This is a genomic window from Microbacterium testaceum, assembly GCF_001476285.1.
In the GTDB taxonomy this organism is placed as follows: Bacteria; Actinomycetota; Actinomycetes; order Actinomycetales; family Microbacteriaceae; genus Microbacterium; species Microbacterium testaceum_B.
In genome coordinates this window covers 1-23,689 of record NZ_LDRU01000090.1, presented here as the reverse complement: position 1 = coordinate 23,689, position 23,689 = coordinate 1, and the positions used below count along the sequence as shown (strand labels likewise).

Genomic DNA, 23,689 nt, shown 5'->3' with positions numbered 1-23,689 from the left:
ATTCGCTCACAAAAACGCGTGGAGAGCGTGTTTCTGTGAGCGAATCGCGTTTATGAGCGTGCGGCGGGCCGGGGCGCGCAGCTCGCGCGCGCCGGGGCACGCGGTGCGCGACAGCCGGGCGCGCGGCGGTCAGCGCTCCGCGCGTGCCAGGTTCTGCGTCAGCTCGTCGGCGTTCTGGCGGACGACGTAGGCCGGCTGGTCGCGCTCGACGCGCCAGCTCTCGCTGAGCGGGCCGATGTTGACGGTGTCGAAGCCGAACTCGTCGTAGACGCGCGTGATGAGCGCGACGCCCTCGTCGGAGTCGCTCGCGGTCGCGAGCGCGCGACGGTTCTCGGTGCCGGCGGGGGAGCCGTCGGTGAGGATGTCGGCGGCCATGATGTGGTTGAACGCCTTCACGACGACCGACTCGGGGAGGTGCTCCTGCAGCATCTGCGAGGTCGTGGTCTTCTTGTCGTCGAGGGCGGCGATGTGTCCGTCGCGCTCGAAGTAGTAGTTGTTCGTGTCGAGGACGATCTTGCCCGTCAGGGGAGCGACCGGGATCTCGCCGATGGCCTTCAGCGGCACCGTGACGACGACGAACTCGCCGGCTTCCGCGGCATCCTGTGCCGTCGCCGCGCGCGCCCTGTCTCCGATTGACGCGACGAGATCCGCCAGGGTCTCGGGCCCGCGAGAGTTGGCGATGACGACGTCGTAGCCGTTGTTGGCGAAGCCCTTGGCGAGGGCCGAGCCGATGTGTCCTGCTCCGATGATTCCTACGGTTGTCATGCTCGGCATCAACGGCGGGGCGTGCGGAGACATTCCCGCCGACGGGTGATTGTCATACGCGGTCTAAATAATTAGCAGTTCGAGATATCCGTGTCAATGGGGCATTCTCGTTCGACGCTGCTCGCTACCGTCAGTGCTGTCGCACCCTCGCGCGAGTGGTCGCGGACCGGTGTTCGGGTCACCGTTCCGCTTGACCTGCGAGGGCGACGGCCCCCGGTGGACGCGGCTTCGGACACCGGGGGCCGCTTTCGTTGCCGCGGGTGCAGCCGCTCGGGCGGGCGACGCGCGCGGGGACGCCGCCGGGCAGAGCCGCGCGGGAGAGGTGCCGCCTCGAAGGTGCCAGACTTGACCCTCGTGCACGCCGACATCCGACCCAAGCGCTCCGTCCGCTTCTTCGCCGTCTGCATCGGCGTCGGCCTTCTCGCCGGCCTGATGTCGGGACTGTTCGGCGTGGGCGGGGGCACGGTCATCGTGCCGCTCCTCGTACTGCTGCTCGGCTTCGACCAGCGCTTCGCCGCGGGAACGTCGCTCGCGGCGATCGTGCCGACGGCGTCGGTCGGCGTCGTCACCTACGCCATCGACGGTCACGTCGCGTGGATCCCGGCGCTGATCCTCGCCGCGGGTGCCGTCATCGGTGCGCAGATCGGCACGTGGCTCCTGCCGAAGCTGTCGCAGACGGCGTTGCGCTGGGCGTTCGTCGCATTCCTCCTCGTCGTCATCGTGAGCCTGTACTTCGTGATCCCCTCGCGCGACGCCGAGCTCGTGCTCACCTGGATCACCGGACCCGGTCTCGCCGTGCTCGGTGTGGTCACCGGCATCCTGGCCGGTCTCCTGGGGGTCGGCGGCGGCATCATCGTCGTGCCCGCCCTGCTGCTGCTGTTCGGTACGAGCGACCTCGTCGCCAAGGGAACCTCGCTGCTCATGATGATCCCGACGGCGATCTCGGGCACCGTGGGCAACCTTCGCCGCTCGAACGTCGACCTCGCGGCGGCCGCCTGCGTCGGGATCGCCGCGTGCGCGACCACGGCGCTCGGCGCGCAGATCGCGAAAGCCGTCGACCCGTTCGTGGCGAACGTCCTGTTCTCGATCTTCCTCGTCTTCATCGCGACGCAGATCGCGATCAAGGCGGTGCGGGGGCGCCACCAGCGCTGACGCGTCCACCGTCACGGGCTTCGCCCGACAGGACCGGGCGGACGCCCCGCCGTAGACTGGTTCGGTGCCCGTGAATCCTGAACTGGTCGGTCGTGTGTTCCCGCCGACCGCGCCGTACCTGGTCGGCCGCGAGAAGGTGCGCGAGTTCGCCCGCGCCGTCTTCGCCGACGCCCCGCAGCATTCCGACCCCGAGGCCGCCCGCGCTCTCGGCTACGCCGATGTCGTCGCGCCGCCGACCTTCGCGATGGTCGTGCAGGACCTCACCCTCCAGCAGTTGCTCGGCGACCCCGAGTCCGGCATCGAGCTGTCCCGCCTCGTGCACGCGGAACAGCGCTTCCGCTACACGCGTCCGATCGTCGCGGGCGACGAGCTCGTCGCGACGCTCTCGGTCACCGGCATCCGGTCGATGGGCGGCAACGCCATGATCACCAGCGAAGCCGAGATCGTGGATGCCACCGGCGCCCACGTCGTGACCACCACCAGCGTTCTTCTGGCGGGGGAGGCCGGCGCATGAGCGAGTTCACCGTGGGCGAGGTCATCGCCGAGCGCTCCGTGCACCTGACCCGCGAGTCGCTCGTGCGGTACGCGGGCGCGTCGGGCGACTTCAACCCGATCCACTACCGCGACGACGTCGCCGCCGCCGTGGGGCTTCCGGGCGTGCTCGCGCACGGCATGCTCACGATGGGCATCGCCGTCGGCACGCTCGCCGAGGCGCTGGGCGACAGCGGACGCATCGCCGAGTACGGTGTGCGCTTCACGCGTCCCGTCGTCGTCGACCCCGAGACCGGTGCCGATCTGCACGTCAGCGCGAAGGTCGGTGCCGTCGATGACGACACCGCGCGCATCGACCTCACCGTCACGTTCGCCGAGACCACCGTGCTCGGCAAGGCGCAGGTGCGGGTGCGGCTCGCCTGATGCCCGAGGTCGCGCCGATCCCGCTCTCTCAACTCACGACGCTGCGCACCGGCGGCGAGCCCGCGCGTCTCATCGAGGCGCGCACGGCTGACGAACTCGTCGCGGCGCTCCGCGAGGTCTGGGCCGACGGAGACGAGTGGTTCGTCCTCGGCGGGGGCTCGAACCTCTTTGTCGGCGACGAGCCGTTCGACGGCACGGTGATCCGCGTGCGCACGGCCGGCATCGAGGAGCTCCCCGGCTCGCGCCCCGAGACGGTGCGCCTCCGGGTGCAGGCCGGCCACGACTGGGACGCGCTCGTCGCCGAGACCGTCGAGCGGGGGCTCGCGGGCATCGAGGCCATGTCCGGCATCCCCGGCACGGTCGGTGCCGCTCCCGTGCAGAACGTCGGTGCCTACGGTCAGGAGATCGTGCAGACCCTCGTCGAGGTCGAGCTGATCGACGAGTCGACGGGCGACGTCTCCGTGGTCCCGGCCGCCGAGCTCGGCCTCGGCTTCCGGACGTCGGTGCTCAAGCAGCACTACGGGTCGATCCCCGATCGCTCGGCGGTGATCCTCTCGGTCACCCTCGAGCTCGAGCGCGTCGGTGCGGGGGAGCGTCCGATCACGGGGGACCAGCTTCGTGGAGCGCTGGGCCTGGATGCCGATGACGCCGTGTCACTGCGCTGGATCCGCGACCACGTCCTCGCCACCCGCGCCCGCAAGGGCATGGTCCTCGACGCGGAAGACCCCGACACCTGGAGCGCCGGCTCGTTCTTCCAGAACGCGATCGTCAGCGAGGCCTTCGCCCGCACCCTTCCCGAGGCGTGCCCGAAGTGGCCGATGGCGCCGGTGCTCGATCCGGTGACCGTGATCCCGCTCGCCGCGTTCGACGGCATCCTGCCCCCGCCCCCGGTCGAGCGGCACGAGGTCAAGGTGAGCGCCGCGTGGCTGATCGAGAACGCGGGGCTTCGTCGCGGGTTCCGGTTCCCGCGCTCGCGCGCCGGCCTGTCGACCAAGCACACGCTCGCGCTGACGAACCGCGGTGAGGCGACGGCGGCCGAGATCTCCGAGCTCGCCCGCTTCGTCCAGAGCCGCGTGCACTCCGAGTTCGGCCTGATCCTTCAGCCCGAGCCGGTCCTGGTGAACGTCGAGCTGTAATTCCGGCCGTCCCGCGCGGTCGCGAAGGTGTGCCGTCGTGCGGAGTTCGGCGGTGACACGCCGGTTCCGGATGCCGGGGCCGCGGCGTGTCGGCCCGGGACTCCGCCTGACGGCTCGGGGCGCTGCGGCGCCGTGGAGGTCGGGCGGTCGGGTGTGGTCGGGCGGTCGGGTGTGGCGGCATCCCGCTGTGCCGTCGTGCGGAGTTCGGCGGTGACACGCCGGTTCCGGATGCCGGGGCCCCGGCGTGTCGGCCCGGAACTCCGCCTGACGGTCCGCGCCGCAGGGACCGCCCGGACCGACCGGCCGCCCGGACCGCCCCGACGCCGGGACCGCCCGGCCGCCGACACCACCGCGGGCGGGCACAGAACGGCGCCGGCCACCGGGAGTCGGTGACCGGCGCCGAAGAGGCTCAGGCGAAGAGGCGCTGGAGGCGCTGCACGCCCTCGAGGAGCTGGTCGTCGCCGAGGGCGTACGACAGGCGCAGGTAGCCGCTCGGGCCGAAGGCCTCGCCGGGAACGACGGCGACCTCGGCCTTCTCGAGGATCAGGTCGGCGAGCTCGAGCGAGGTCGTCGGGGTGACGCCGCCCCACGACCGGTTGAGAAGGCCCCGCACGTCGGGGTACACGTAGAACGCGCCGAGAGGGTTCGGGACCTCGACGCCGTCGATCTTCGCCAGCTCCGACACGATCAGCTGACGGCGGCGGTCGAAGGCGAGACGGAACTGCTCGGCCTCGTCCTGGGGACCGTTGAGCGCTGCGGCCGCGGCGATCTGGGCGACGTTGTTGACGTTGCTCGACAGGTGCGACTGCAGGTTGCCGGCGAGCTTCATGGCATCCGCAGGGCCCACCATCCAGCCCACGCGCCATCCGGTCATGGCGTAGGTTTTCGCGACGCCGTTGACGAGGATGGTCTGTTCGGCGAGCTCGGGCACGGCCTCGACGATCGAGACGGCGCGGACGCCCTCGTAGGTGAGGTTCTGGTAGATCTCGTCGGTGATGACCCAGATGCCGTGCTCGAGGGCCCAGCGCCCGATCTCGGCGGTCTCTTCGGGGGTGTACACCGAGCCGGTCGGGTTCGAGGGCGACACGAACACCAGCACGGTGGTCTTGTCGGTGCGGGCGGCCTCGAGCTGGGCGACCGTGACCTTGTAATCCTGGTCGGCGCCGGCGAAGACCTCGACGGGCGTGCCGTCGGCCAGCGCGATCGCCTCGGGGTAGGTCGTCCAGTACGGCGCGGGCAGCAGCACCTCGTCGCCGGGGTTCACCACGGTCTGGAACGCCTGGTACACCGACTGCTTGCCGCCGTTGGTCACGATGACCTGCGAGGGCGCGACCTCGAGGCCCGAGTCGCGCAGGGTCTTCGCGGCGATCGCCTCGCGCAGCACGGGCAGGCCCGCGGCGGGGGTGTAGCGGTAGTTCTTGGGATCCTGCAGCGCCTTCGCTGCGGCATCCACGATGAACGACGGGGTCGCGAAGTCGGGCTCGCCGGCCGCATACGAGATGACGGGACGGCCGGCGGCCTGGAGGGCCTTGGCCTTGGCGTCGACCTTCAGGGTCGCGGACTCGGCGATGGCGGAGAGCTTGCGGGAGAGCGGGGCGCGGGAAGTCACAAGGGAGAGCCTAATGTTTCCGCGCTTCCGCGCCGAGGATCATGACGACCAGGGCACCAGCACGAGCAGGGCGGGAACGAGCATCAGGATGCCGAGCCCCAGCGCGACGATCGACCACACGCGTCGTCCTCCTCGGCGCACGGCGACGATCAGGCCGATCACCGCGAGCACGATGACGATGACGCCGTCCACGAAGAGCAGCGGCAGCAGGATGATGCCGAGCCACCAGATGGCGTTCATCTCGGGGATGAGCCCCACGAGGTAGACGAAGAGCGTCGGCAGGAGAAGGACGGCGGACAGGATGACGGCGACGATGCCGAGGACGTCGGCGGGGCGCCGGGCCGCCACGGGGGGAGGGGTCATTTGGTCACGGTAGCGCGATACCGCTCGGCGGCGAGCGGATGCCGCGGAAGAACGCGTCACGGCACGGTAACGCGGGTCCGTTAGCGTTGCGGGGTGACAGCAGAGCCCCTGGCGCGGACGCGCCCCCATCGTCGTGCCGTCCTCGCGCTGTCCAAGCTCGGCCTCGCCACGCTGATCGTCGGACTGGCGACCGGCCTCGCGGTGCTGCTGCTCGTGTGGATCGTGCACTCGATCGAGCACCTCGTGTGGGGTCACGAGGAGGGGCCGTTCCTCGACGGCCTCGCGCTCCCGTCGCCGTGGTGGCTGCCGATCGTCACCGTGGGTGGGGCGGGTGTCGTCGCCGCGCTCGGGTGGTATCTGCTGCGGCGATTCGGTCGCAAGCTCGCCACGGTCGAGCAGGGTGTCGACGGCGCCCGGATGCCGTGGTGGGAGACGCTCGCCGACACCGTCATCCAGGTGACCTCGGTGGCCCTCGGCGCCTCGATCGGCAAGGAGGTCGCGCCGCGCGAGCTCTCCGCGATGGCGGGCTCGAAGATCGTCGGCTGGTTCGGCCTCGACGCGCGCTGGCGACGCATCCTCATCGCGTCGGCGGCGGGTGCCGGTCTCGCGGCGGTCTACAACGTCCCGCTCGCGGGTGCGCTGTTCGCGATCGAGATCCTGCTCGCGCAGTTCAGCGTCGGCGGCGCGGTCGTCGCTCTGACCGTGAGCGCGATCGCCACGCTCGTCGCGCGTCCCCTCGTCGGTGACGGTTCGCTGTACCAGGTGCCCGCGCTCGAGGTGAACGCCTCGCTCGTCGTCGCGGCCGTCCTCATCGGCCCGCTCATGGGCTGGGGCGCGACGAGCTTCGCGACCGTGACCAAGGCGCTCGGACGCTTCCGCCCGACGGGCTGGAAACTGCTCGTCGTCCTGCCCGTGACGTTCGCCGCAGTGGGGGCGCTCGGGGCGTTCTTCCCGCTCGTGCTCGGCAACGGTCGCGCCCTGGCCACCGCGGGCTTCGACCTGTCGCAGCCCGCGCTCCTGCTGCTCCTGCTCGCTCTACTGAAGTACGTCGCGACGACGATCTCGCTGGGCTCGGGGGCGATCGGCGGCACCCTCCAGCCCTCCGTCGCGATCGGCGCGGCGCTGGGTGCGGCCGCGGCGGCCGGGTGGGCACTCATCTGGCCGGGCGCCGACGGCACGGCGCTCGCGATCATCGCGGCGGCCGCGTTCTTGGCATCCAACATGCGGGCGCCCTTCACCGCGATCGCGTTGATCATCGAGTTCACCGACACCGGCTTCACGCTCCTGCTGCCGATCTTCCTCGCGGTGGCGGGGTCGCTCGCCGCGTCGCGGTTGAGCTCGCGCGCGGGGCTGCGGCGGTTCACGCCGATCGACCCGGCGCGTCCCTGATCGCTCGGTCGCGAGAGTCGACTCAGACGAAGGCGGCCAGGGCGGCCTCGAGCGCCGCGGGATCGGCGCCGGACGCGCTGTTGTCGAAGAGCACGTGGTGCGCGCCGCGCCAGCGGCAGTCGGCGGCCTGCGCCGTGGCCCAGAACTCGTCCCAGTGGGCGAGCTTCCAGGCGTCGCGACCGTAGCCGCGCGAATCGACGCGGTCCCGGACGAGGGCGCCGTCGACCGTCACGTGCACCACGGTGATGACGACATCGGCGGGCCAGTCGTGCGCGGCGGCGGCGCGCTCGAGGTAGTCCTCTTCCGGGAAGTACCGCACGAAGGGGGCGTCGAGCACGACATCGTTGCCGAGGCGCAGGTTGTCGCCGGCGAGGCGGAGGAGCGTCGCGTACTCCAGGCCCATCACCACGTCCTGGTAATAGGGGTTGTTGTCCCGTTCGTTCTTGTCGCTGCCCGCTGCTTCGAGGAGAGCCTCGGTGAACGCCGTGGCGACGGAGTCTTTGTCGAGATACGCCGCGCGGATGCGGCGGGCGATGAGGGTGCTCACGGTCGACTTGCCGCTGCCGGCGGGGCCGATCACGAAGAACAGTCGTGCGGTCATGGGGTTCCTCCCGGAGGGCGGGGAGGACGAGAGGTCGTCCTCCCCGCGCGGAATCAGGATGCCGCGACGGAGCGGTCCTTGACGAACAGTCCGTACGACAGGGCGCCGACAAGCAGCAGCACGCCGCCGATGAGGAACACCGTCGTGTAGTTGCCTCCGGTGGAGGTAAGGATCGCCCCGGTGACGACGGGCGCGACGGCCGCTCCGATGAATCCGCCGAAGTTCTGGATCGCCCCGAGCGAGGCGACCTGGTTCGACGGCGCGACGTCGGAGGCGAGGGTCCAGAGGCATCCGATCGGCACCTGCGAGGCGAAGTAGCCGACCGAGAGCAGGACGATGGCGAGCGGGGTGCTGTCGACGTACGCGACGGGGAGCACCGCCGCGGCGGCGAGGATCGCCCCGCCGACGATCGGGATCTTGCGCGCGCGGACCGTGTTCACGCCGCGACGGACGAGACGGTTCGACAGCCAGCCGCCGAAGATCACGCCGATGATGCCGCAGAGGAACGGCAGCGATGCGAGCCACCCGCTCTGCGCGAGGCTGAAGCCGCGGGCGGTCTGCAGGTAGCTGGGCAGCCAGGTGAGGTAGACCCACACGGTGTAGAAGATGCCGAAGGCGCCGAGCACCATGAACCAGGTGTTCGACTGCAGCAGCAGGCGTCCCCAGCCGACCTTCTCGACCGATGCGGCGACGCGCGCCTCGGCCTCGGCGCCCTTGATGAGCGCCTGCTCCTTCAGGGTCGGGTCGCGGTAGATGCGCAGCCACACGAGGGCGACGACGATGCCGAAGGCTCCGACGATGATGAACATCCCGCGCCAGCTCATCGTCAGCAGGAGGAAGGTCAGCAGCGGCGGCGCGATCGCGTTGGCGATCTGCGAGCCCGTGTTGACGAGCGACACCGGGAGCGCCCGCTCGGACTTGTTGAACCAGCGCTCGTTGACCTTCAGCGCCGAGGTGAAGAACGGCGACTCGGTGATGCCGAGCGCGACACGGCAGGCGTAGAGCACACCGAACGAGTTCGCGGCGGCGGTCACGATCGACACGAGCGACCACGCGCCCGCGGCGAACGCGAACATCTTCTTGGGCCCGAACTTGTCGACGAGGTAGCCGGCGGGGAGGTTCGCGATCGCGTACGGCCACGAGAACGCCGACAGCAGCAGACCCATTGCGAGCGGGTCGAGCCCGAACTCTCCGGCGATCGTGGTGTTCGCCACGCTGAGGGTCGAACGGTCGAGGTAGTTCACCACCCCGCCGAGGATCAGGAAGCCGACCAGGAACCATCGGATCCGGATCGTCTTCTTCTCGTCGCGCGTGAGCACCGGCGCGTCAGCCGTCGTCTCGCTCATGGTCCACTCCTTCGTGTTCGGGTGACGGCGGACGTCGCGGTCCGCCGCGGGGGGTCAGTGCGGCGTGCGGGCGCTCGCCACGGCGGCGAGGAAGTCCGCCGCTGCTCGGGTGACGTCGGCCATGTCGCCGGTCGCGCGGGCGGCCTTCGTGATGGCGCTTCCGACGCCGACCGCGAGGGCCCCGGCGCCGAACCAGTCGCCGACGTTGTCGCGCGTGGCGCCGCCGGCCGGGAGGATCGGGGCGTGCGCGAGCGGCGCCATGACCGTGCGCAGGTAATCGGGGCCGGCGATCTCGGTCGGGAACAGTTTGACGATGTCGGCGCCGGCCTCCATGGTGGCGACGATCTCGGTGGGGGTGAACGCCCCGCTGATCGTGAGCGCCTGATAACGGTTCGCTGCGCGGATCATGTCGGGGTTCAGGTTCGGGCTCACGAGCATGCGTGCACCGGCCTGCACCGAAGCGACGGCCATCTCGGCATCCAGAACCGTTCCGACACCGACGGCGACGTGATCGCCGAACTCGTCGGCGAGGGTGCGCACGACTTCGAGCGCCCGCGGCACCGACAGGGTGATCTCGAGGGCCCGGATGCCACCGGCGACGGCGGCGCGAGAGACGGCGAGCGCCTCGTCGGGGGAGTCGAGGCGGACGATCAGGACCACGCCGGTGTCGACGACGGCGGAAAGGACTTCGTGCTTCTTTAACATCGTTGCACACGGTATCACGAGAATTCACACGGAAGAACACCATGTCTCACGCTGGCGGAGGCTTAGGCTCAGAGGGATGTCGACACCGCCGCCCCTCATCCCGGAACAGCGTCAGCGTGAACTGATGCGTCTCCTGCGTGGAGCGGGGGCGCTCAGCATCCGCCATCTGGCCTCGTCGCTCGGGGTGTCGCACATGACCGTGCGGCGCGACATCGCCGCGCTCGAGGACGAGGGTCTGGTGGACGCCGTGCAGGGCGGCGTGCGCCTTCGCGAACGCACCGGCGTGGAGCCCCCGCGCGAGCGCGGCTCCCGCGCTGTCCTCGAGCTCCCGCGCAAGGAGGCCGTCGCGCGTCGCGCCGCCGCACTCATCGCCGACGACATGACCGTCTTCATCGATGCGGGGACGACGTGTCAGGCGCTCGTTCCTCACCTGACGGCGCGGCGCGGTCTGACCGTGGTGACCAACGACTTCTTCACCGTCTCGGCGCTGTACGCGCACCCCGCGATCGAGGTCATCCACACCGGCGGGGTGGTGGATGCCGCGAGCGGTTCGTCGAGCGGTGCCCTCGCCGCCGCCACCGTCTCGGCCATGACCCTCGACCTCGCGATCCTCAGCACAGGAACCTGGGACACCGCGCACGGGCTGACGACCCCCGAACTCGACAAGGTCGTCTTGAAGCGAGCGGTTCTGGATGCCGCGACCTCGGGCGCCCTCGTCGCCGACAGCACGAAGTACGGCACCGCGGAACGTTTCCGGGTCGTGCCCCTTGACGCGCTCGACGTCATCGTGAGCGATGCCGAGCTGCCCGAGAGCGCGGCGGCGGCGATCGCGGAGATGGGCGTCGAGCTGTGGACCGCGGAGGAGTGAGGGGACACCGGGTCGCGACGCGCGTGTCACTCCGTCGGCGCACCTAGGCTCGACGGGTGATCGAGTGGATTCTGACCGAGTGGACGCAGATCCTCGGTTTCGCGACGGGCGCCGCGTGCGTGCTGCTGGCCGCACGGCGGAACGTGTGGACCTACCCGATCGGGATCGCGAACAATCTCGTGTTCCTCGTGGTGTTCGTGCCGGCCGGGCTCTACGCCAGCGCCGCTCTGCAGGTGGTCTACGTCGTCCTCGGTGTGCACGGGTGGTGGCGCTGGACGCGCGGGGTCGAACACGACCGCGAGTACGTCGCCCGGACGCCCCGGCGCGCCGTGCCCTGGCTCATCGTCGCCGCGGTGGCGGGGACGGCCCTGCTGACCTGGGTGCTCGCCACCTTCACCGACTCGCAGGTCGCCCTGGCAGATGCCGCGACCACCTCGGCGAGCCTCGTCGCGCAGTACATGCTCAACCGCAAGTGGATCGAGAACTGGTTCGTGTGGATCGGTGTGGACGTCGCCTTCGTGGCGCTCTCGATCGCCACCGGACTGTGGATCATCGCCGCGCTGTACGCGCTGTTCATCGGGCTGTGCGTGAGTGGGCTGTGGTCGTGGCGCCGCGTGCAGAGCGAGTCGACGGATGCCGTGCCCACGGCGGATACCCGTGCCTGAGCGCCGCTACCGCCACGGCGTGGTCGTCGGCAAGTTCTACCCCCTCCACGTCGGGCACGCGCACCTCATCCGCTCGGCCGTGCGCGCGTGCGAGAGGGTCACGGTCGAGGTGATCGCGGCATCCGTCGAATCGATCCCCCTCGACAAGCGCGCCGCCTGGGTTCGCGCCGACCACCCGACGGTGCGCGTGGTCGACCTCCTCGACGACACCCCGGTCGACTTCGCCTCCGACACGGCCTGGGACGCGCACACCGCGACCATCGCGGGCCTGCTCGACGAACCGGTCGACGTCGTCTTCACCTCCGACGAGTACGGGGCGGAACTCGCGCGCCGCCTCGGCGCGGACTGGGTGCAGATCGACCCCGGTCGACGCATCAACCCCGTCTCGGGAACGGCCATCCGCGGCGACCTCGACGCCCACTGGCACGAGCTCTCGCCGACCGTGCGCGCCGACCTCGCCGCCCGCGTGGTCGTCCTCGGCGCGGAGTCGACGGGCTCGACGACGCTCGCCGAGGCGCTCGCCGCCGAGCTCGGCACGCTCTGGGTGCCCGAGTACGGTCGCGAGCTGAGCGAGACGCGCGAGGGCGGGCTCGAGGCCCCCTGGCGCAGCGACGAGTTCGACCTCGTCGTCGACCGGCAGATCGCCTGGGAACAGGATGCCGCGCGCCGGGCGCCGCGTCCGGTGCTGGTCTGCGACACCGACGTGCTCGCCACTACCCTGTGGCACGAGCGGTACGTGGGCACGGCCGCGCCGCGCATCTTCGCGCGGGCCGCGGCGCACCGCCCGGCGTTGTACATCCTCACGGGCGACGAGATTCCCTTCGTTCAGGACGGGATGCGCGACGGAGAGCACATCCGCGCCGATATGCAGGAGCGCTTCCGCGAGGTGCTCGCGGCGCAACCGGTGCCGTGGCTCGAGGTGCGGGGGACGGCCGCCGAGCGGGTGGCATCCGCCCTCCCCGCCATCCGTCGAGCGGTCGCCGAAGCGACCTCGTTCGCCGCTCCCATGGAGGGTCGACCGCACGCCGAGCAAGAGGAGCTGCGGCGGCGGGCCGGCGGTTAGGCTGGCGCGATGGCGGACCGCTGGCACAAGCTCTCGCAGGCACCCACCACGGCGGGAACGGGGGAGGGAACGGCCTCGATGACGGCCGCCGACCTGTTCCGTGACACCGCCGAGACGGTCGCGGTGCCGCTCGACGAGAAGCTCCGCCAGACCTACTACTGGATCGTCAACCGCGCGGTGATCTCGCCGTACTACGACGTCGAGTTCTCGTCCGGTGCGCCGCTCGCCTTCGCCCTCGGCGACGCGGGCGCCGAGCTGACCCTGCCGAGCGAGGCGTCGTTCTCGTCCAACGTCCTCCTCCCGTTGTTGAGCTTCGCGGTCGGGGGCAAGTGCCTCCTCGTCGGCGGTCCGGGGCGCGGCAAGACGACCGTCGCGGTGCTCATGGGCGTCCTCGCCGGCTCCACGCCCGACGACGTGCGCCGCGGGGTGCAGCAGGGGCAGCCGCAGCTCACGATCAGCGACCTCGTCGGCATCCCTCTTCCCCGAGACCTCATGAACGCCGCGAGTCTCGCCGAGGTCGGTGTCGCGTGGCGCGATTGGCTGTCGCGGCCGGTCAAGATCGTCGACGAGTACAACCGCATCCCCACGAAGACGCAGTCGGCGCTGCTCACGATGGTCGCCGAGGGGTACGTCGAGAGCCACGACCAGCTCAGGAAGACGGCGCCTGTGTCGGGGGTCGAGAGCTGGTTCTTCACAGCGAACGACGACGCCGGTGGAGGGACGTTCCCGGTCATCCAGGCGCTCCGCGACCGCATGGACGTCACCGTGCCCGCGGCCGGGTTCAACAGCCGCTTCCTCGACGAGCTGATCACGCGCGTCGAAGCCGGCGAGAAGCCCGAGGAGCACGTCCCCGCCGAGCTCGTCTTCGCGCCCGAGGAGCAGACCGCGATGCGGGCGGCGATCCGCGCGGTGCCCGTGCCCGTCGAGGTGCGGCGGCGACTGGAGTTCTTCCTCAGTCACTTCGAGTTCGTGCAGGGCGGCGGGCGACGCTTCGAGTACCGCACGAAGGACACGGTCACGACCGCCGGCGGAAAGGTCGCCGAGACGATCGAGGCGAATTCGGGTGCCGATCTCATGGCCGATCTCGGCGCCCAGACGCTGAACGGGCTCTCGGTACGCGCGTTGCAGACCCTCATCGTGTACGCCAAGGCGGTCGCGTGGTTCCGCGGGCGCGACGAGGTCTCGCTCGCCGACGTCGCCGCGATGGTGCCCTTCGTACTGCGCGGCAAGCTGCTGCCGAACCCGACGCACCCACGTTTCGACGTCGGTGTCGAGCGCGAACTGTCGACCGACCTCATGAGCTGGCTGAGCGATCTCTTCGCCGAGTCGTGCCGTCAGTACGACGCGCTCGGCCGCGGACGTCAGGACCCGGTCGGTGAACTGCTTGCGCAACTGGATGCCGGGCTCGACGGGGTCTCCGCCGTCGAGGCCTCGCGGCGTCTGACGGCGGTCGAGGCGCGCCTGCGCGCCGCGTCGACCTCGGGGAAACTGTACGGCCGCGACTTCGACGACCTGACCGCGCTGAAGTACCTGCACCAGCGCTACACCGCCTACCTCCGCTGGGTCGAGGGGCGGGCGTGATCCGCCGCCCCGGGCATCTCGCCGACACCGAGCCGCCGACCGGCGTGCCGATCGACGTGCCGGGGCTCGACTTCGAGCGCGCGGGGATCAACGTCGAGACGGCGGGCGGGTCCGCCGAGCGGTTCTGGCACGCGCTCGCCGCGGGGCAGAGGGCGCTGCCGGTCGATGCACCGAGCGATCTCGTCGTCGCCCTCGCGGGGATCGCGGGCTGGCGCGCCGGAGTGCTGGGCCTTCGCGACGATGCGCTCGCTCACCTCGTGGAGGTCCCGCCCGCCGCGGCCGCGGCGGCGCTCGGCATCGCCGAGGGCGACCTCGGCGCGTTCGCCGAGCGCCAGCGCGCCGACCGCTTCTGGTGGCCGGGCCGCGCGGGCCAGCGCGGATACGTGTGCGCGGTGGGCGGCTTCGCCGGGCTCGGGGGCGCGTGGACCGCCCCGCCCACCGACCCGAGACCGCTCGACGACGACGGCGCCTTCGCCGTGCGCACGGGGGAGCGCTGGTGGCGCGTCGACGCCGATGTGTGGGGCTCGCGACTGGTCGCGCTCGAGGGGGAGCCGCCGACTGCGCTCGGACGGGAGGCGGGGCCCACGGCATCCCTCCTCACTTTCGCCGAGTCGTACCTCGCGTGGATCTACGTCGCGGAGCCCGCGTGAAGGGGACTCGCGTGAAGGCGGTTGCGCTCGAGGGGGACGTGCGCCGCGCGTGGGAGAGCGCGCAGGAGCTCTGGGGTGTGCGCATGCACGACGCCGAGCTGCTGCCCGGCGCCGGACGTGAGCACGGTGCTCCCGCGTGGTTCCGTTTCCCGCCGGCCATCGTCGTCGACCCGCGCATGGTGGCCGAGCTCGGCGGCGCGGGCGAGATGGAGAGCGTCTTCGCGCACGAGCTCGGCCACCACGCTCTCGCTCCCGGAACGCGTCTGGATTCGCTGAAGATCCGCCACCAGCTGGCGCGGACTCTCGTCGCGGCGGGAGCGAGCTCGGTGCGAGACGACGATGTCGCGATGCTCTCGAACCTGTGGACCGACCTGCTCGTCAACGCCCGGGTGGCCCTGCTGCAGCGGCGGCGCGACGGAGCGGGCGAGCCGGGCATCGTGGGGCTGTCACGCGCGCTCTACCGCGCGTCGCGCGATACCGGCGGTCGACTCTGGTGGGTGTACCTGCGGACCTACGAGCTGCTGTGGAACCTGCCCGCGGGCGCCCTGTGCGCGATCGATCCGCCGCCGGCGCCGCCGCCGCGGGCCGCCATCGAGCACCGCGAGCACGAGAGGTCCCGGGGAAGCTATCGAGCCCGCGACGACCGGATGCGCGAGGCGCGCGCCGAGGCCGAACAGGCGGCGCTCGAGCTCGCGGAAGCCACCATCACCCGACCCGGTCTGGATGCCGACACGCTCGCCGAGCTCGTGCGCACGTTCGCCGGCGATGCCGTCTCGGGCGCCCTGCGCTTCGGCGTGCTGATGGCCCCCTATGTCGTCGCGGAACACGCGGCCGGAGCGTCGATGCCGGGCGGCGCGTGTTCCGCCGACGAGGTTCCCCCGGGAGCAGCCGAGCTCGGTCGCGTCCTCGCGGATCGCCGGCTCCAGGCGCCCCTCCCCGTGCCCAGCGGGCGCGGGTCGGGCACGGCGCGGTCCGCCGGGAACGGGTCGGGGCAGGCGCTCGGCATCGCGGAGACCCTCGAGCTGTACGCGGGCGCGGACCAGGATGCCGTGATCGCGGCGTGGTACCGCTCCGAGGCCGCGCGATGGGTGCGTCCCTTCACGCAGCGCGCACCGTCGACGTTGGCCGAGGAGCTGCCCGGCCCCGTCGAGACGTGGGAGACCGGCGACGACCTGGCCGATCTCGACTGGCCCGCGACCCTGCGCGCCGGGGGCGTCGTCGTCCCCGGCATCACGACCCGCCGCCGTTCGTTCCTCGCCGACGAGCCGGTGCCGCGCGAGGCGAGCATCACGCTGGACATGTACATCGACTCATCTGGATCGATGCCGAACCCTCGATCGGGGTCACCCGCCGTGCTGGCGGGCACGATCCTCGCGCTGTCGATTCTGCGGGGCGGCGGCCGGGTCCGCGTGGCCAGTTTCTCGGGCCCCGGGCAGGTCGCCGGTAGCGACGACTTCACGCGCGACCCGGTCCGCGTCGTTCGCGACCTCGCCCACTTCTTCGGCGGCGGGACGACCTTCCCGCTCGACCTGCTCGAGCGCCGCTCCGCGGGGCGGGGACCGGCGAGCGCCGAGGAGCGCCGCCATCTCGTCGTGCTCTCGGACGATGGGCTGGTGTCGATGTTCGGGGCGGGCGATCCCGACCGAGCAGGAGTGGCGGCCCAGGTGCGGTCCGCGCTGTCGACCGGCACGCTCGTCGTCCTCGACCGGTCGCGGCAGGTGGAGCCGCTCGCGCGGGCCGCCGGCTACGAGACGCTGTATCTCGAGACGATGGACGACGCCCCCGCGGCGTGCGCGACTCTGGCGGAGGTGCTCAATGGCTGACGCCGACGAACTCCTGAAGGTGTGGGCGAGCTTGGCCCCGCCCGAGGGCGAGACGTGGTCGCTCGCGCGCCCCGGGCCCGCGCTCGACGCGGTCGCCGCGCGGCTGTCGAGTGTGCCGCGGTCGTTCCTCGACGACGACGTGTCGATCAGGGCGCTCTCGGGCGACATCGCGGGGGCCGAGTGCGCGTCCGCGGCCTACGCCGACGATGCCCGCGTGCGTCGCGGCGCCGCGATCGGGCTCTGGCTGCTCGCGAGCGAGGAGATCGTCGAGCCCCTCCGCCCGTCCCTCGCTGGGGCGTGGGCGCTCCGCGCCGTCGACTCCCTCGGGCTACGGGTCGCACCGGTCGTCGATCCGCTCGACTGGCTCGCCGACGACGAACGGCGGGAGGAAGCGGCCCGCACCTTCCTGTTGTGGGCCGGATTCGTCCCCGCGGGAGAGGACCGCGCGACCGCGCAGGCGCTCTGGCAGGCGCGCGACTCGCTCCGGCGCAGCAGCGCGCTCGCCGAGGCCTACGCCGCGTACGAGCACCGCGAGGAGATCGCCCGACGTCTGGCCGAGGCCCGGGCGAGGGAGGCTGCGGCGAGGTACTCGAGTGAGTGAGCCCGACGGTCTTGCCCTGCCTCCCGAGCCGCCGGTGGTGCGGGGCCCGCGAGATCCGTCCCGCGGCGGCGAACCGCAGTCGGCCACGCTGCCCGACCCCGACGATCCGCTCGCGCTCGGCGAGTACCGCCCGGGCTCAGCGGCGGTGCTCACGGATGCCGAGCGCTGGCCGACCCTCGACGCCCCCGCCGCGGAACGCCTCCGCCGCTGGCGCACCCACCCCTCCGCGCCCGCCTGGGTGCACGCGACCGGCGACCGGCTCACCGCCGAGGCGATCGAGCGCACGCGCACCCCGCTTCCGCTCGAGGGCTGGCTCGACGAGCACCTCGCGACCGCGCGGAAGCTCCCGTTCTATCGGGGGCACACGGGGCTGCGCACCCTCGTGGACTTCCCCCCGATCGCCCGCGCCGATCTCGCGGCCGACGTCTCGGCTTTCGTGCCGCTCGACGCCGACCTCGACCGCATGCTGCACGGCACGAGCTCGGGCTCGACGGGAGCTGCGCTCGTCATCCCCGACGACGTCGAAGAGGTGGCCCGGGGCTTCCACCTCCTCGTCGATCTCGCCCGCCGCGCGGGTGTGGAGTGGACCCCGGATGCCGAGCGCCTCGCGCTCGTCTGGGTGCTGCAGCAGCGCCAGGCGTTCACCTACGTCTCGCTGATCAGCGGCTTCGCGCACCGGGCGATGGCGCGCGTGAACCTCGACGCGCGCGCCTGGCGCGCGGCATCCGATCGCTCCCGATTCCTCGCGGACGCGAACCCGCAGGTGATCTCGGGCAACCCGACGAGCCTGGCCGAGCTGCTGAGCGACGATCTGCGCGAGGTGCTGCGGCCGCTCGCGCTGTTCTCGGGGGCGATGGCGTTGTCGGGGCCTCTGCGCGCTGAGCTCGAGGCCGCTTTCGCGTGCCCGGTCATCGACGTCTACGGCCTGCACGAGACGCGGCCGATCGCCGCGCGCACCGACGACGGGCCGTTCCGGGTGCTGGACCGGCGCGTGCTCGTCGAGATCCTGGATGCCGCGGGCGACCCTGTGTCCGAGGGGGAGATGGGCGAGATCACGGTGACGGCGGGCGAGAACCCCCTGCTCCCGCTCGTGCGGTATCGAACGGGCGACGTGGGGCGTCTCGTGCGGTTCCCCGACGGGGCGGTGGGGATCGCCGACCTCGAAGGGCGCGAGCACACCGAGTTCGTCACCGGTTCCGGCGTGCGCGTTCCCTCGGTCGATCTGACGCAGCAGTTGCAGAGTCACGGGGCGCTCGGGTGGTCGGTCGTGCAGGACGCGTCGGGCGCTGTCGCGGTGACGGTGGTCGGCGGCGATGCCGCGCGGATCCGTGAGGCGCTCGTCGTGCTGCTGGAGCAGCCGGTCGAGGTCGGACGTGTGAACCGCCTCATCGACCTCGGCGAGGGCAAGCCCCGGCGCTTCCGTTCCGCGACGTCGTGACGCGAGCCCCCTCCCGAGACGGGGAGGGGGCTCGCGGCTGTGACCGGCGTCAGTCGAGGTACTTCGCGTACGCCGGGAGGGTGAGGAACGCGGGGAACTCCGGGCGCAGCGCCACCTCGCGGAACACCGCCGCCGCGTCGTCGAAGCGGTCGCCGTCGGAGCGGGGAACCTCGGCCAGCACCTCGTCGAGCAGTCCCTCGACGAAGGAGCGGGTGATCGTGTCGCCCTCGGCGGTCTCGCGGTCCTGGTGGATCCACTGCCAGATCTGCGAGCGCGAGATCTCGGCGGTCGCGGCATCCTCCATGAGGTCGTCGATCGCCACGGCGCCGAGGCCCCGCAGCCACGCCTCGATGTAGCGGATCGCCACCGAGACGTTGCCGCGCACACCCGCCGTCGTCACGGGGAGGCCGATCCGCAGGTCGAGCAGGTCGGCGGGCTCGACCGCGACCTCCTCGCGTGAGCGGTGCAGTTGGTTCTCGCGCTCGCCGAGCACGGCGTCGAACTCGGCGCGGGCCACCGGGATCAGGTCGGGGTGAGCCACCCATGTGCCGTCGAAGCCGTCACCGGCCTCGCGCCGCTTGTCGGCGGCGACCTTCTCGAACGCGGCCTCTGTGACCTCGGGCTTGCGGCGGTTCGGGATGAAGGCGCTCATCCCGCCGATCGCGTACGCGCCCCGCTTGTGGCAGGTCCGCACGAGCAGCTCGGTGTAGGCGCGCATGAAGGGCACCGTCATCGTGACCTCGCTGCGGTCGGGGAGCACGAACCGCGCCCCGCGTCCGCGGTAGGTCTTGATGATCGAGAAGATGTAGTCCCAGCGGCCGGCGTTGAGGCCCGCGCAGTGGTCGCGGAGGGCGAAGAGGATCTCCTCCATCTCGAACGCCGCGGGCAGTGTCTCGATCAGCACCGTCGCACGGATCGTGCCGTGCGCGAGACCCAGGCGCTCCTCGGTGAACGAGAACACGTCGTCCCACAGCCGTGCCTCCTCGGCCGATTCGATCTTCGGCAGGTAGAAGTAGGGCCCGCGGCCCGCGGCGATCAGCGCGTGCGCGTTGTGGAAGACGTACAGCCCGTAGTCCACGAGCGAACCGGATGCCGGCAGCTCCCGGCCCGCGCGGTCGATGAACGTCACGTGCTTCTCGGGCAGGTGCCAGCCGCGCGGGCGCATCACGATCGTCGGGGTGCGCTCGGCGGTGACCTCGTAGCGCTTGCCCTCGGGGCTCGTGAACGACAGCTGCCCGCGGATCGCGTCGAACAGCGAGAGCTGACCGCCGATGACGTTCCGCCAGGTGGGGCTCGTGGCATCCTCCTGGTCGGCCAGCCAGACCCGCGCGCCGGAGTTCAGCGCGTTGATGGTCATCTTGGGGTCGGTGGGTCCGGTGATCTCGACGCGGCGGTCTTCGAGGCCGGGGCCCGCGCCCGCCACGCGCCACGACGGGTCGTCGCGGATGTGCGCGGTGTCGGCGCGGAAGTGCGGGTCGTCGCCCGTGCCGATCTCGAAGCGCCGACGCTCGCGGGCGGCGAGCCGGTCGTGCCGGCGCCGGGCGAAGCGGTCGTGCAGTTCGGTGAGGAACGCGATCGCCGCGGGCGTGAGGATCTCGGCATCCCGTCCTTCGAGGGGGCGCTCGAGGCGCAGGTGGGGGATGGATGCCGAGGCGTTCGGCATCCCGGATCCCTCGGTGTTCGTGCGAGTCGGGGTGGGAGGGGGAGAGGTGATGAGGGTCATGGTCGTGGCTTTCTGTCTGTGTCGCGCTGTGCCCCTCTCCGCGCGGACCTTGTCCCCGTTATGGCTGGTCGGGGGTGATCTAACCGGCCATAAGTGGGACGAGGTCCGCGAAAAGTGGGACGAGGGGTCGGTCTGCGCGGCGGAAAGGGAGGAGAGGCGGTATGGGCCGCTTGCGGACCTCGTCCCGAAAATGGCTGGTTGAGGGTCGCTCAAATGGCCATAAGTGGGACGAGGTCCGCGAAAAGTGGGACGAGATTCTCTGGTGGGGCGACGGGGTCGGCCCGCGGTCAGTGGAACTGGGCCGTCTCGGTGGAGCCGGCGAGGGCGAGAGTGGCGCTGTCGGGGTTGAGCGCGGTGGAGACAACGTCGAAGTATCCGGTGCCCGCCTCGCGCTGGTGGCGCGTGGCGGTGTAACCGTTCGCTTCGGCGGCGAACTCGGCCTCCTGCAGCTCGACGTACGCGCTCATGGCGCGCTCGGCGTAGCCGCGGGCGAGGTCGAACATCGAGTGGTTCACGGCGTGGAAGCCGGCCAGCGTGATGAACTGGAACGCGTAGCCCATCGCCGCGAGCTCCGCCTGGAACGTCGCGATCTGCGCGTCGTCGAGGTGGCGCTTCCAGTTGAAGCTCGGGGAGCAGTTGTACGCGAGCTTCTTGCCCGGGAAGCGGGCGTGGATCGCCTCGGCGAAGCGGCGGGCGAGCTCGATGTCCGGTTCCCCGGTCTCGACCCACAGCAGGTCGGCGTAGGGGGCGAAGGCGAGGCCGCGCGCGATCACGGCATCGAGCCCCGGGCGCACCCGGTAGAAGCCCTCGCTCGTGCGCTCGCCGGTGAGGAACTCAGCGTCGCGCTCGTCGATGTCGCTCGTGAGCAGGTCGGCGGCCAGGGCGTCGGTGCGGGCGATGATCACCGTCGGCACGCCCGCGACGTCGGCTGCGAGGCGCGAGGCGTTGAGGGTCCGGATGTGCTGCTGGATCGGCACGAGCACCTTCCCGCCGAGGTGACCGCACTTCTTCTCGCTCGCGAGCTGGTCTTCCCAGTGGATGCCGGCGGCCCCCGCCGCGATCAGCGACTGCGCGAGCTCGTAGGCGTTGAGCGGACCGCCGAAGCCGGCCTCGGCGTCGGCGACGATCGGGGCGAGCCAGTCCTGCGTGATCTCTCCCTCGGCGCGCTCGATCTGGTCCTGGCGGAGCAGCGCGTTGTTGATGCGACGCACCACCGCCGGGACGGAGTTGGCGGGGTACAGGCTCTGGTCGGGGTAGGTCTGGCCCGCGAGATTGCCGTCGGCGGCGACCTGCCAGCCGGAGAGGTAGATGGCCTTCAGCCCGGCCCGCACCTGCTGCACGGCCTGACCGCCGGTGTAGGCGCCGAGGGCCCGGACGTACTCCTCGGTGTGCAGGAGGTTCCAGAGGTTCTCGGCCCCGCGGCGGGCGAGCGTCGCCTCCTCGCGGACGCTGCCGCGGAGGCGGACGACGTCTTCGGCCGAGAACGTGCGCTCGATGCCGTCCCAGCGGGGGTCGGCATCCCAAGCGGCACGGAGCTCGGCGGCGGTCTCGGTCTGGTCGCCGGGGCGGAGCGGCGGCTGCGCGGGGGTGGCCTGGATCGTCATGAGCGTTCTCCTTCGGGATTCCGGGGCGTCGGTGCCCCGTGGAGACCACTGTGGGCGAAGAAAAAGACCCATTCCCGACATTTCTCGTGTGAAGATCGCGCGATCTTCCGCTTCTGTGAGAACCTGCCGGTATGGACACCGGCGTCTCGATTCCCGCGGCATCCCTCCCGCTCGACGATGAGGGAGTGGACACGCTCACCATCGGCCGACGCATCCGACAACTGCGCACCGCGCGCGGCATGACGCTCGACGACCTCGCCGGAGCGGTCGGTCGCGCGCCCAGCCAGATGTCGATGATCGAGAACGGCCGTCGCGAGGCGAAGCTGACGCTGCTGCAGGCGATCGCGCGCGCACTGGAGTGCAAGCTCGATCAGATCCTGGATGCCGAGCCCCTCGACGCCCGCGCCACCCTCGAGCTGTCGGTGGAACGGGCGATGCGCGGGCAGACCTTCCAAGCGCTCGGGATCGCGCCGTTCCGCGTGGGCCGTGCGGTGCCGGACGAGGCGCTCGCCGCGATGCTCGCTCTCCAGGCCGAGATCGAGCGCCTCCGGGAGGAGCGGTCGGCGACGCCCGAGGAGGCCCGGCGCGCGAACGTCGCCCTCCGTCGCCTCATGCGCACGCAGGACAACCATTTCCCAGAGCTCGAGCGCGTGGCATCCGGAATCCTCGAGGCCGTGGAGCACCCCGGCGGGCCCCTCACCCAGCGCGGGGCGAGCGACATCGCCGCGCACCTCGGCTTCACGCTGCACTATGTGCCCGACTTGCCGTCGTCGACGCGCAGCATCGCCGACGTGAAGCATGGTCGGCTGTACCTGTCGACGAAGGTCGCGAAGGGCGACCCGCGCGCGGCGGTGCTGCAGGCGCTGTCGAGTCGGATCCTCGGGCACGGCGAGCCGACGAGCTACGACGAGTTCCTCCGTCAGCGCGTCGAAACGAACTACCTCACCGGCGCGCTGCTCATGCCCGAGTCGCACGTCGTGGCGGCCCTGCGCGAAGCGAAGGAGCGGCGGACCATCAGCATCGAGGACCTCCGCGACGCCTACTCGGTGTCGTACGAGACCGCCGCGCACCGCTTCACCAACCTCGCGACCGTGCACCTCGGCATCCCCGTGCACTTCCTCAAGGTGCACGAGTCGGGGACGATCACGAAGGCGTACGAGAACGACGACGTGAACTTCCCCACCGACCGGCTCGGCTCGATCGAGGGGCAGATGTGCTGCCGGCGGTGGACGAGTCGCGTGGTGTTCGAGGAGGACGACCTCTTCAACCCGTACTACCAGTACACCGACACCGGCAACGGGACGTACTGGTGCACCGCGCGCGTTGAGCAGTCGAGCGAGGGCGCGCACTCGGTGAGCGTGGGCGTGCGGTTCGACGACACGCGGTGGTTCCGGGGGCGGGATACGCCCAATCGCGGCGTGTCGCGGCACGCGGTCGAGACGTGCTGCCGCCGGGCTCCCGCGGATCTCGAGGCGACGTGGCGCGGGCAGGCGTGGCCGAACGTCCGCACGCCCCGGACGCTCCTCGCGACACTGCCGACGGGGGCGTTCCCCGGCGTCGACACGACCGAGATGTACGAGTTCCTGCAGGCGCACGCGCCGGCGGACTGACGGCGGGTGGTTTCCGGCTCGGGGTGCGGCGTCGCGTCGAGTCTCGGGCGCTCGGGTTGAGGTCGGCGGCGCTGCGGCTGTC

At 71.4% G+C, this 23,689-nt stretch carries 22 protein-coding genes; 14 read left to right on the top strand and 8 right to left on the bottom strand.

Features of this window, described 5'->3' with window-relative positions; all coding sequences use genetic code 11:
* Positions 1 to 129: 129 nt before the first annotated feature.
* Complete coding sequence (locus NS283_RS14805) at positions 130 to 765, bottom strand: NADPH-dependent F420 reductase (protein ID WP_058597620.1); 636 nt, start codon at positions 763 to 765, stop codon at positions 130 to 132.
* A gap of 354 nt (positions 766 to 1,119) precedes the next feature.
* Between NS283_RS14805 and NS283_RS14800 the strand changes: the two genes are divergently transcribed.
* The 4 genes from NS283_RS14800 to NS283_RS14785 all read left to right on the top strand — a co-directional run bounded on the left by NS283_RS14800 (position 1,120) and on the right by NS283_RS14785 (position 3,968).
* Positions 1,120 to 1,917: a sulfite exporter TauE/SafE family protein gene (locus NS283_RS14800; protein WP_058597631.1), complete on the top strand. Its 798-nt coding sequence runs from the start codon at positions 1,120 to 1,122 to the stop codon at positions 1,915 to 1,917.
* Between the two features lie 64 nt (positions 1,918 to 1,981).
* Entirely contained in the window at positions 1,982 to 2,431 is a 450-nt protein-coding gene (locus NS283_RS14795) for an FAS1-like dehydratase domain-containing protein (protein ID WP_058597619.1), read from the top strand.
* Entirely contained in the window at positions 2,428 to 2,832 is a 405-nt protein-coding gene (locus tag NS283_RS14790) for a MaoC/PaaZ C-terminal domain-containing protein (protein WP_058597618.1), read from the top strand. Before NS283_RS14795 ends, NS283_RS14790 begins: the two co-directional genes overlap by 4 nt.
* Positions 2,832 to 3,968, top strand: a complete 1,137-nt coding sequence (locus tag NS283_RS14785; protein WP_058597617.1) for a UDP-N-acetylmuramate dehydrogenase — start codon at positions 2,832 to 2,834, stop codon at positions 3,966 to 3,968. Before NS283_RS14790 ends, NS283_RS14785 begins: the two co-directional genes overlap by 1 nt.
* A gap of 409 nt (positions 3,969 to 4,377) precedes the next feature.
* Here NS283_RS14785 and NS283_RS14780 read toward each other — a convergent pair whose 3' ends face one another.
* Positions 4,378 to 5,577: a pyridoxal phosphate-dependent aminotransferase gene (locus tag NS283_RS14780; protein WP_058597616.1), complete on the bottom strand. Its 1,200-nt coding sequence runs from the start codon at positions 5,575 to 5,577 to the stop codon at positions 4,378 to 4,380.
* Positions 5,578 to 5,616: 39 nt separating this feature from the next.
* Positions 5,617 to 5,940 carry a hypothetical protein gene (locus NS283_RS14775; RefSeq protein ID WP_153003385.1) on the bottom strand — a complete coding sequence of 108 codons (324 nt, stop codon included), beginning with the start codon at positions 5,938 to 5,940 and terminating at the stop codon, positions 5,617 to 5,619.
* A 93-nt stretch (positions 5,941 to 6,033) separates the two neighbouring features.
* Between NS283_RS14775 and NS283_RS14770 the strand changes: the two genes are divergently transcribed.
* The gene (locus NS283_RS14770) at positions 6,034 to 7,329 is read left to right on the top strand and encodes a chloride channel protein (RefSeq protein ID WP_058597614.1); all 1,296 of its coding nucleotides are present in this window, start codon (positions 6,034 to 6,036) and stop codon (positions 7,327 to 7,329) included.
* 22 nt (positions 7,330 to 7,351) lie between these two features.
* Here the strand turns inward: NS283_RS14770 and NS283_RS14765 are convergent, their stop codons facing one another.
* The 3 genes from NS283_RS14765 to NS283_RS14755 are packed head-to-tail and all read right to left on the bottom strand — an operon-like array spanning position 7,352 to position 9,981.
* Positions 7,352 to 7,930, bottom strand: coding sequence for an AAA family ATPase (locus NS283_RS14765; protein WP_058597613.1), 579 nt, complete (start codon positions 7,928 to 7,930; stop codon positions 7,352 to 7,354).
* A gap of 53 nt (positions 7,931 to 7,983) precedes the next feature.
* Entirely contained in the window at positions 7,984 to 9,276 is a 1,293-nt protein-coding gene (locus NS283_RS14760; protein WP_058597612.1) for an MFS transporter, read from the bottom strand.
* 54 nt (positions 9,277 to 9,330) lie between these two features.
* Complete coding sequence (locus NS283_RS14755; protein ID WP_058597611.1) at positions 9,331 to 9,981, bottom strand: bifunctional 4-hydroxy-2-oxoglutarate aldolase/2-dehydro-3-deoxy-phosphogluconate aldolase; 651 nt, start codon at positions 9,979 to 9,981, stop codon at positions 9,331 to 9,333.
* 76 nt (positions 9,982 to 10,057) lie between these two features.
* Here NS283_RS14755 and NS283_RS14750 point away from each other — a divergent pair, with 76 nt between their 5' ends.
* From NS283_RS14750 to NS283_RS14715, 8 genes are read left to right on the top strand one after another with little or no spacing between them, the layout of a single operon-like run.
* Positions 10,058 to 10,849: a DeoR/GlpR family DNA-binding transcription regulator gene (locus tag NS283_RS14750; protein ID WP_013585514.1), complete on the top strand. Its 792-nt coding sequence runs from the start codon at positions 10,058 to 10,060 to the stop codon at positions 10,847 to 10,849.
* Positions 10,850 to 10,905: 56 nt separating this feature from the next.
* Positions 10,906 to 11,514 carry a nicotinamide riboside transporter PnuC gene (gene pnuC, locus NS283_RS14745; RefSeq protein WP_058597610.1) on the top strand — a complete coding sequence of 203 codons (609 nt, stop codon included), beginning with the start codon at positions 10,906 to 10,908 and terminating at the stop codon, positions 11,512 to 11,514.
* Positions 11,507 to 12,577 carry an AAA family ATPase gene (locus NS283_RS14740; protein ID WP_058597609.1) on the top strand — a complete coding sequence of 357 codons (1,071 nt, stop codon included), beginning with the start codon at positions 11,507 to 11,509 and terminating at the stop codon, positions 12,575 to 12,577. Before pnuC ends, NS283_RS14740 begins: the two co-directional genes overlap by 8 nt.
* 9 nt (positions 12,578 to 12,586) lie before the next feature.
* The gene (locus NS283_RS14735; RefSeq protein ID WP_058597608.1) at positions 12,587 to 14,158 is read left to right on the top strand and encodes an AAA family ATPase; all 1,572 of its coding nucleotides are present in this window, start codon (positions 12,587 to 12,589) and stop codon (positions 14,156 to 14,158) included.
* Positions 14,155 to 14,808, top strand: a complete 654-nt coding sequence (locus tag NS283_RS14730; RefSeq protein WP_058597607.1) for a hypothetical protein — start codon at positions 14,155 to 14,157, stop codon at positions 14,806 to 14,808. The genes NS283_RS14735 and NS283_RS14730 overlap by 4 nt, the downstream gene beginning before the upstream one ends.
* An 11-nt stretch (positions 14,809 to 14,819) precedes the next feature.
* Positions 14,820 to 16,631, top strand: a complete 1,812-nt coding sequence (locus NS283_RS14725) for a hypothetical protein (RefSeq protein ID WP_058597630.1) — start codon at positions 14,820 to 14,822, stop codon at positions 16,629 to 16,631.
* A complete protein-coding gene (locus NS283_RS14720) occupies positions 16,624 to 17,232 on the top strand; it encodes a hypothetical protein (protein WP_058597606.1) in 609 nt (202 codons plus the stop codon). The genes NS283_RS14725 and NS283_RS14720 overlap by 8 nt, the downstream gene beginning before the upstream one ends.
* Complete coding sequence (locus tag NS283_RS14715) at positions 17,225 to 18,670, top strand: AMP-binding protein (RefSeq protein WP_241492263.1); 1,446 nt, start codon at positions 17,225 to 17,227, stop codon at positions 18,668 to 18,670. Before NS283_RS14720 ends, NS283_RS14715 begins: the two co-directional genes overlap by 8 nt.
* Before the next feature lie 49 nt (positions 18,671 to 18,719).
* Here NS283_RS14715 and aceB read toward each other — a convergent pair whose 3' ends face one another.
* Both aceB and aceA read right to left on the bottom strand, forming a co-directional pair.
* Positions 18,720 to 20,333 (bottom strand): malate synthase A, encoded by a 1,614-nt coding sequence (aceB, locus tag NS283_RS14710; protein WP_058597605.1) that lies wholly within the window; start codon positions 20,331 to 20,333, stop codon positions 18,720 to 18,722.
* Between the two features lie 347 nt (positions 20,334 to 20,680).
* Positions 20,681 to 21,997 (bottom strand): isocitrate lyase, encoded by a 1,317-nt coding sequence (gene aceA / locus NS283_RS14700; protein ID WP_058597603.1) that lies wholly within the window; start codon positions 21,995 to 21,997, stop codon positions 20,681 to 20,683.
* A gap of 131 nt (positions 21,998 to 22,128) precedes the next feature.
* On the opposite strand from aceA, the gene NS283_RS14695 reads away from it, so the two are divergent.
* The gene (locus NS283_RS14695) at positions 22,129 to 23,607 is read left to right on the top strand and encodes a helix-turn-helix transcriptional regulator (RefSeq protein ID WP_058597602.1); all 1,479 of its coding nucleotides are present in this window, start codon (positions 22,129 to 22,131) and stop codon (positions 23,605 to 23,607) included.
* Positions 23,608 to 23,689: the final 82 nt, after the last annotated feature.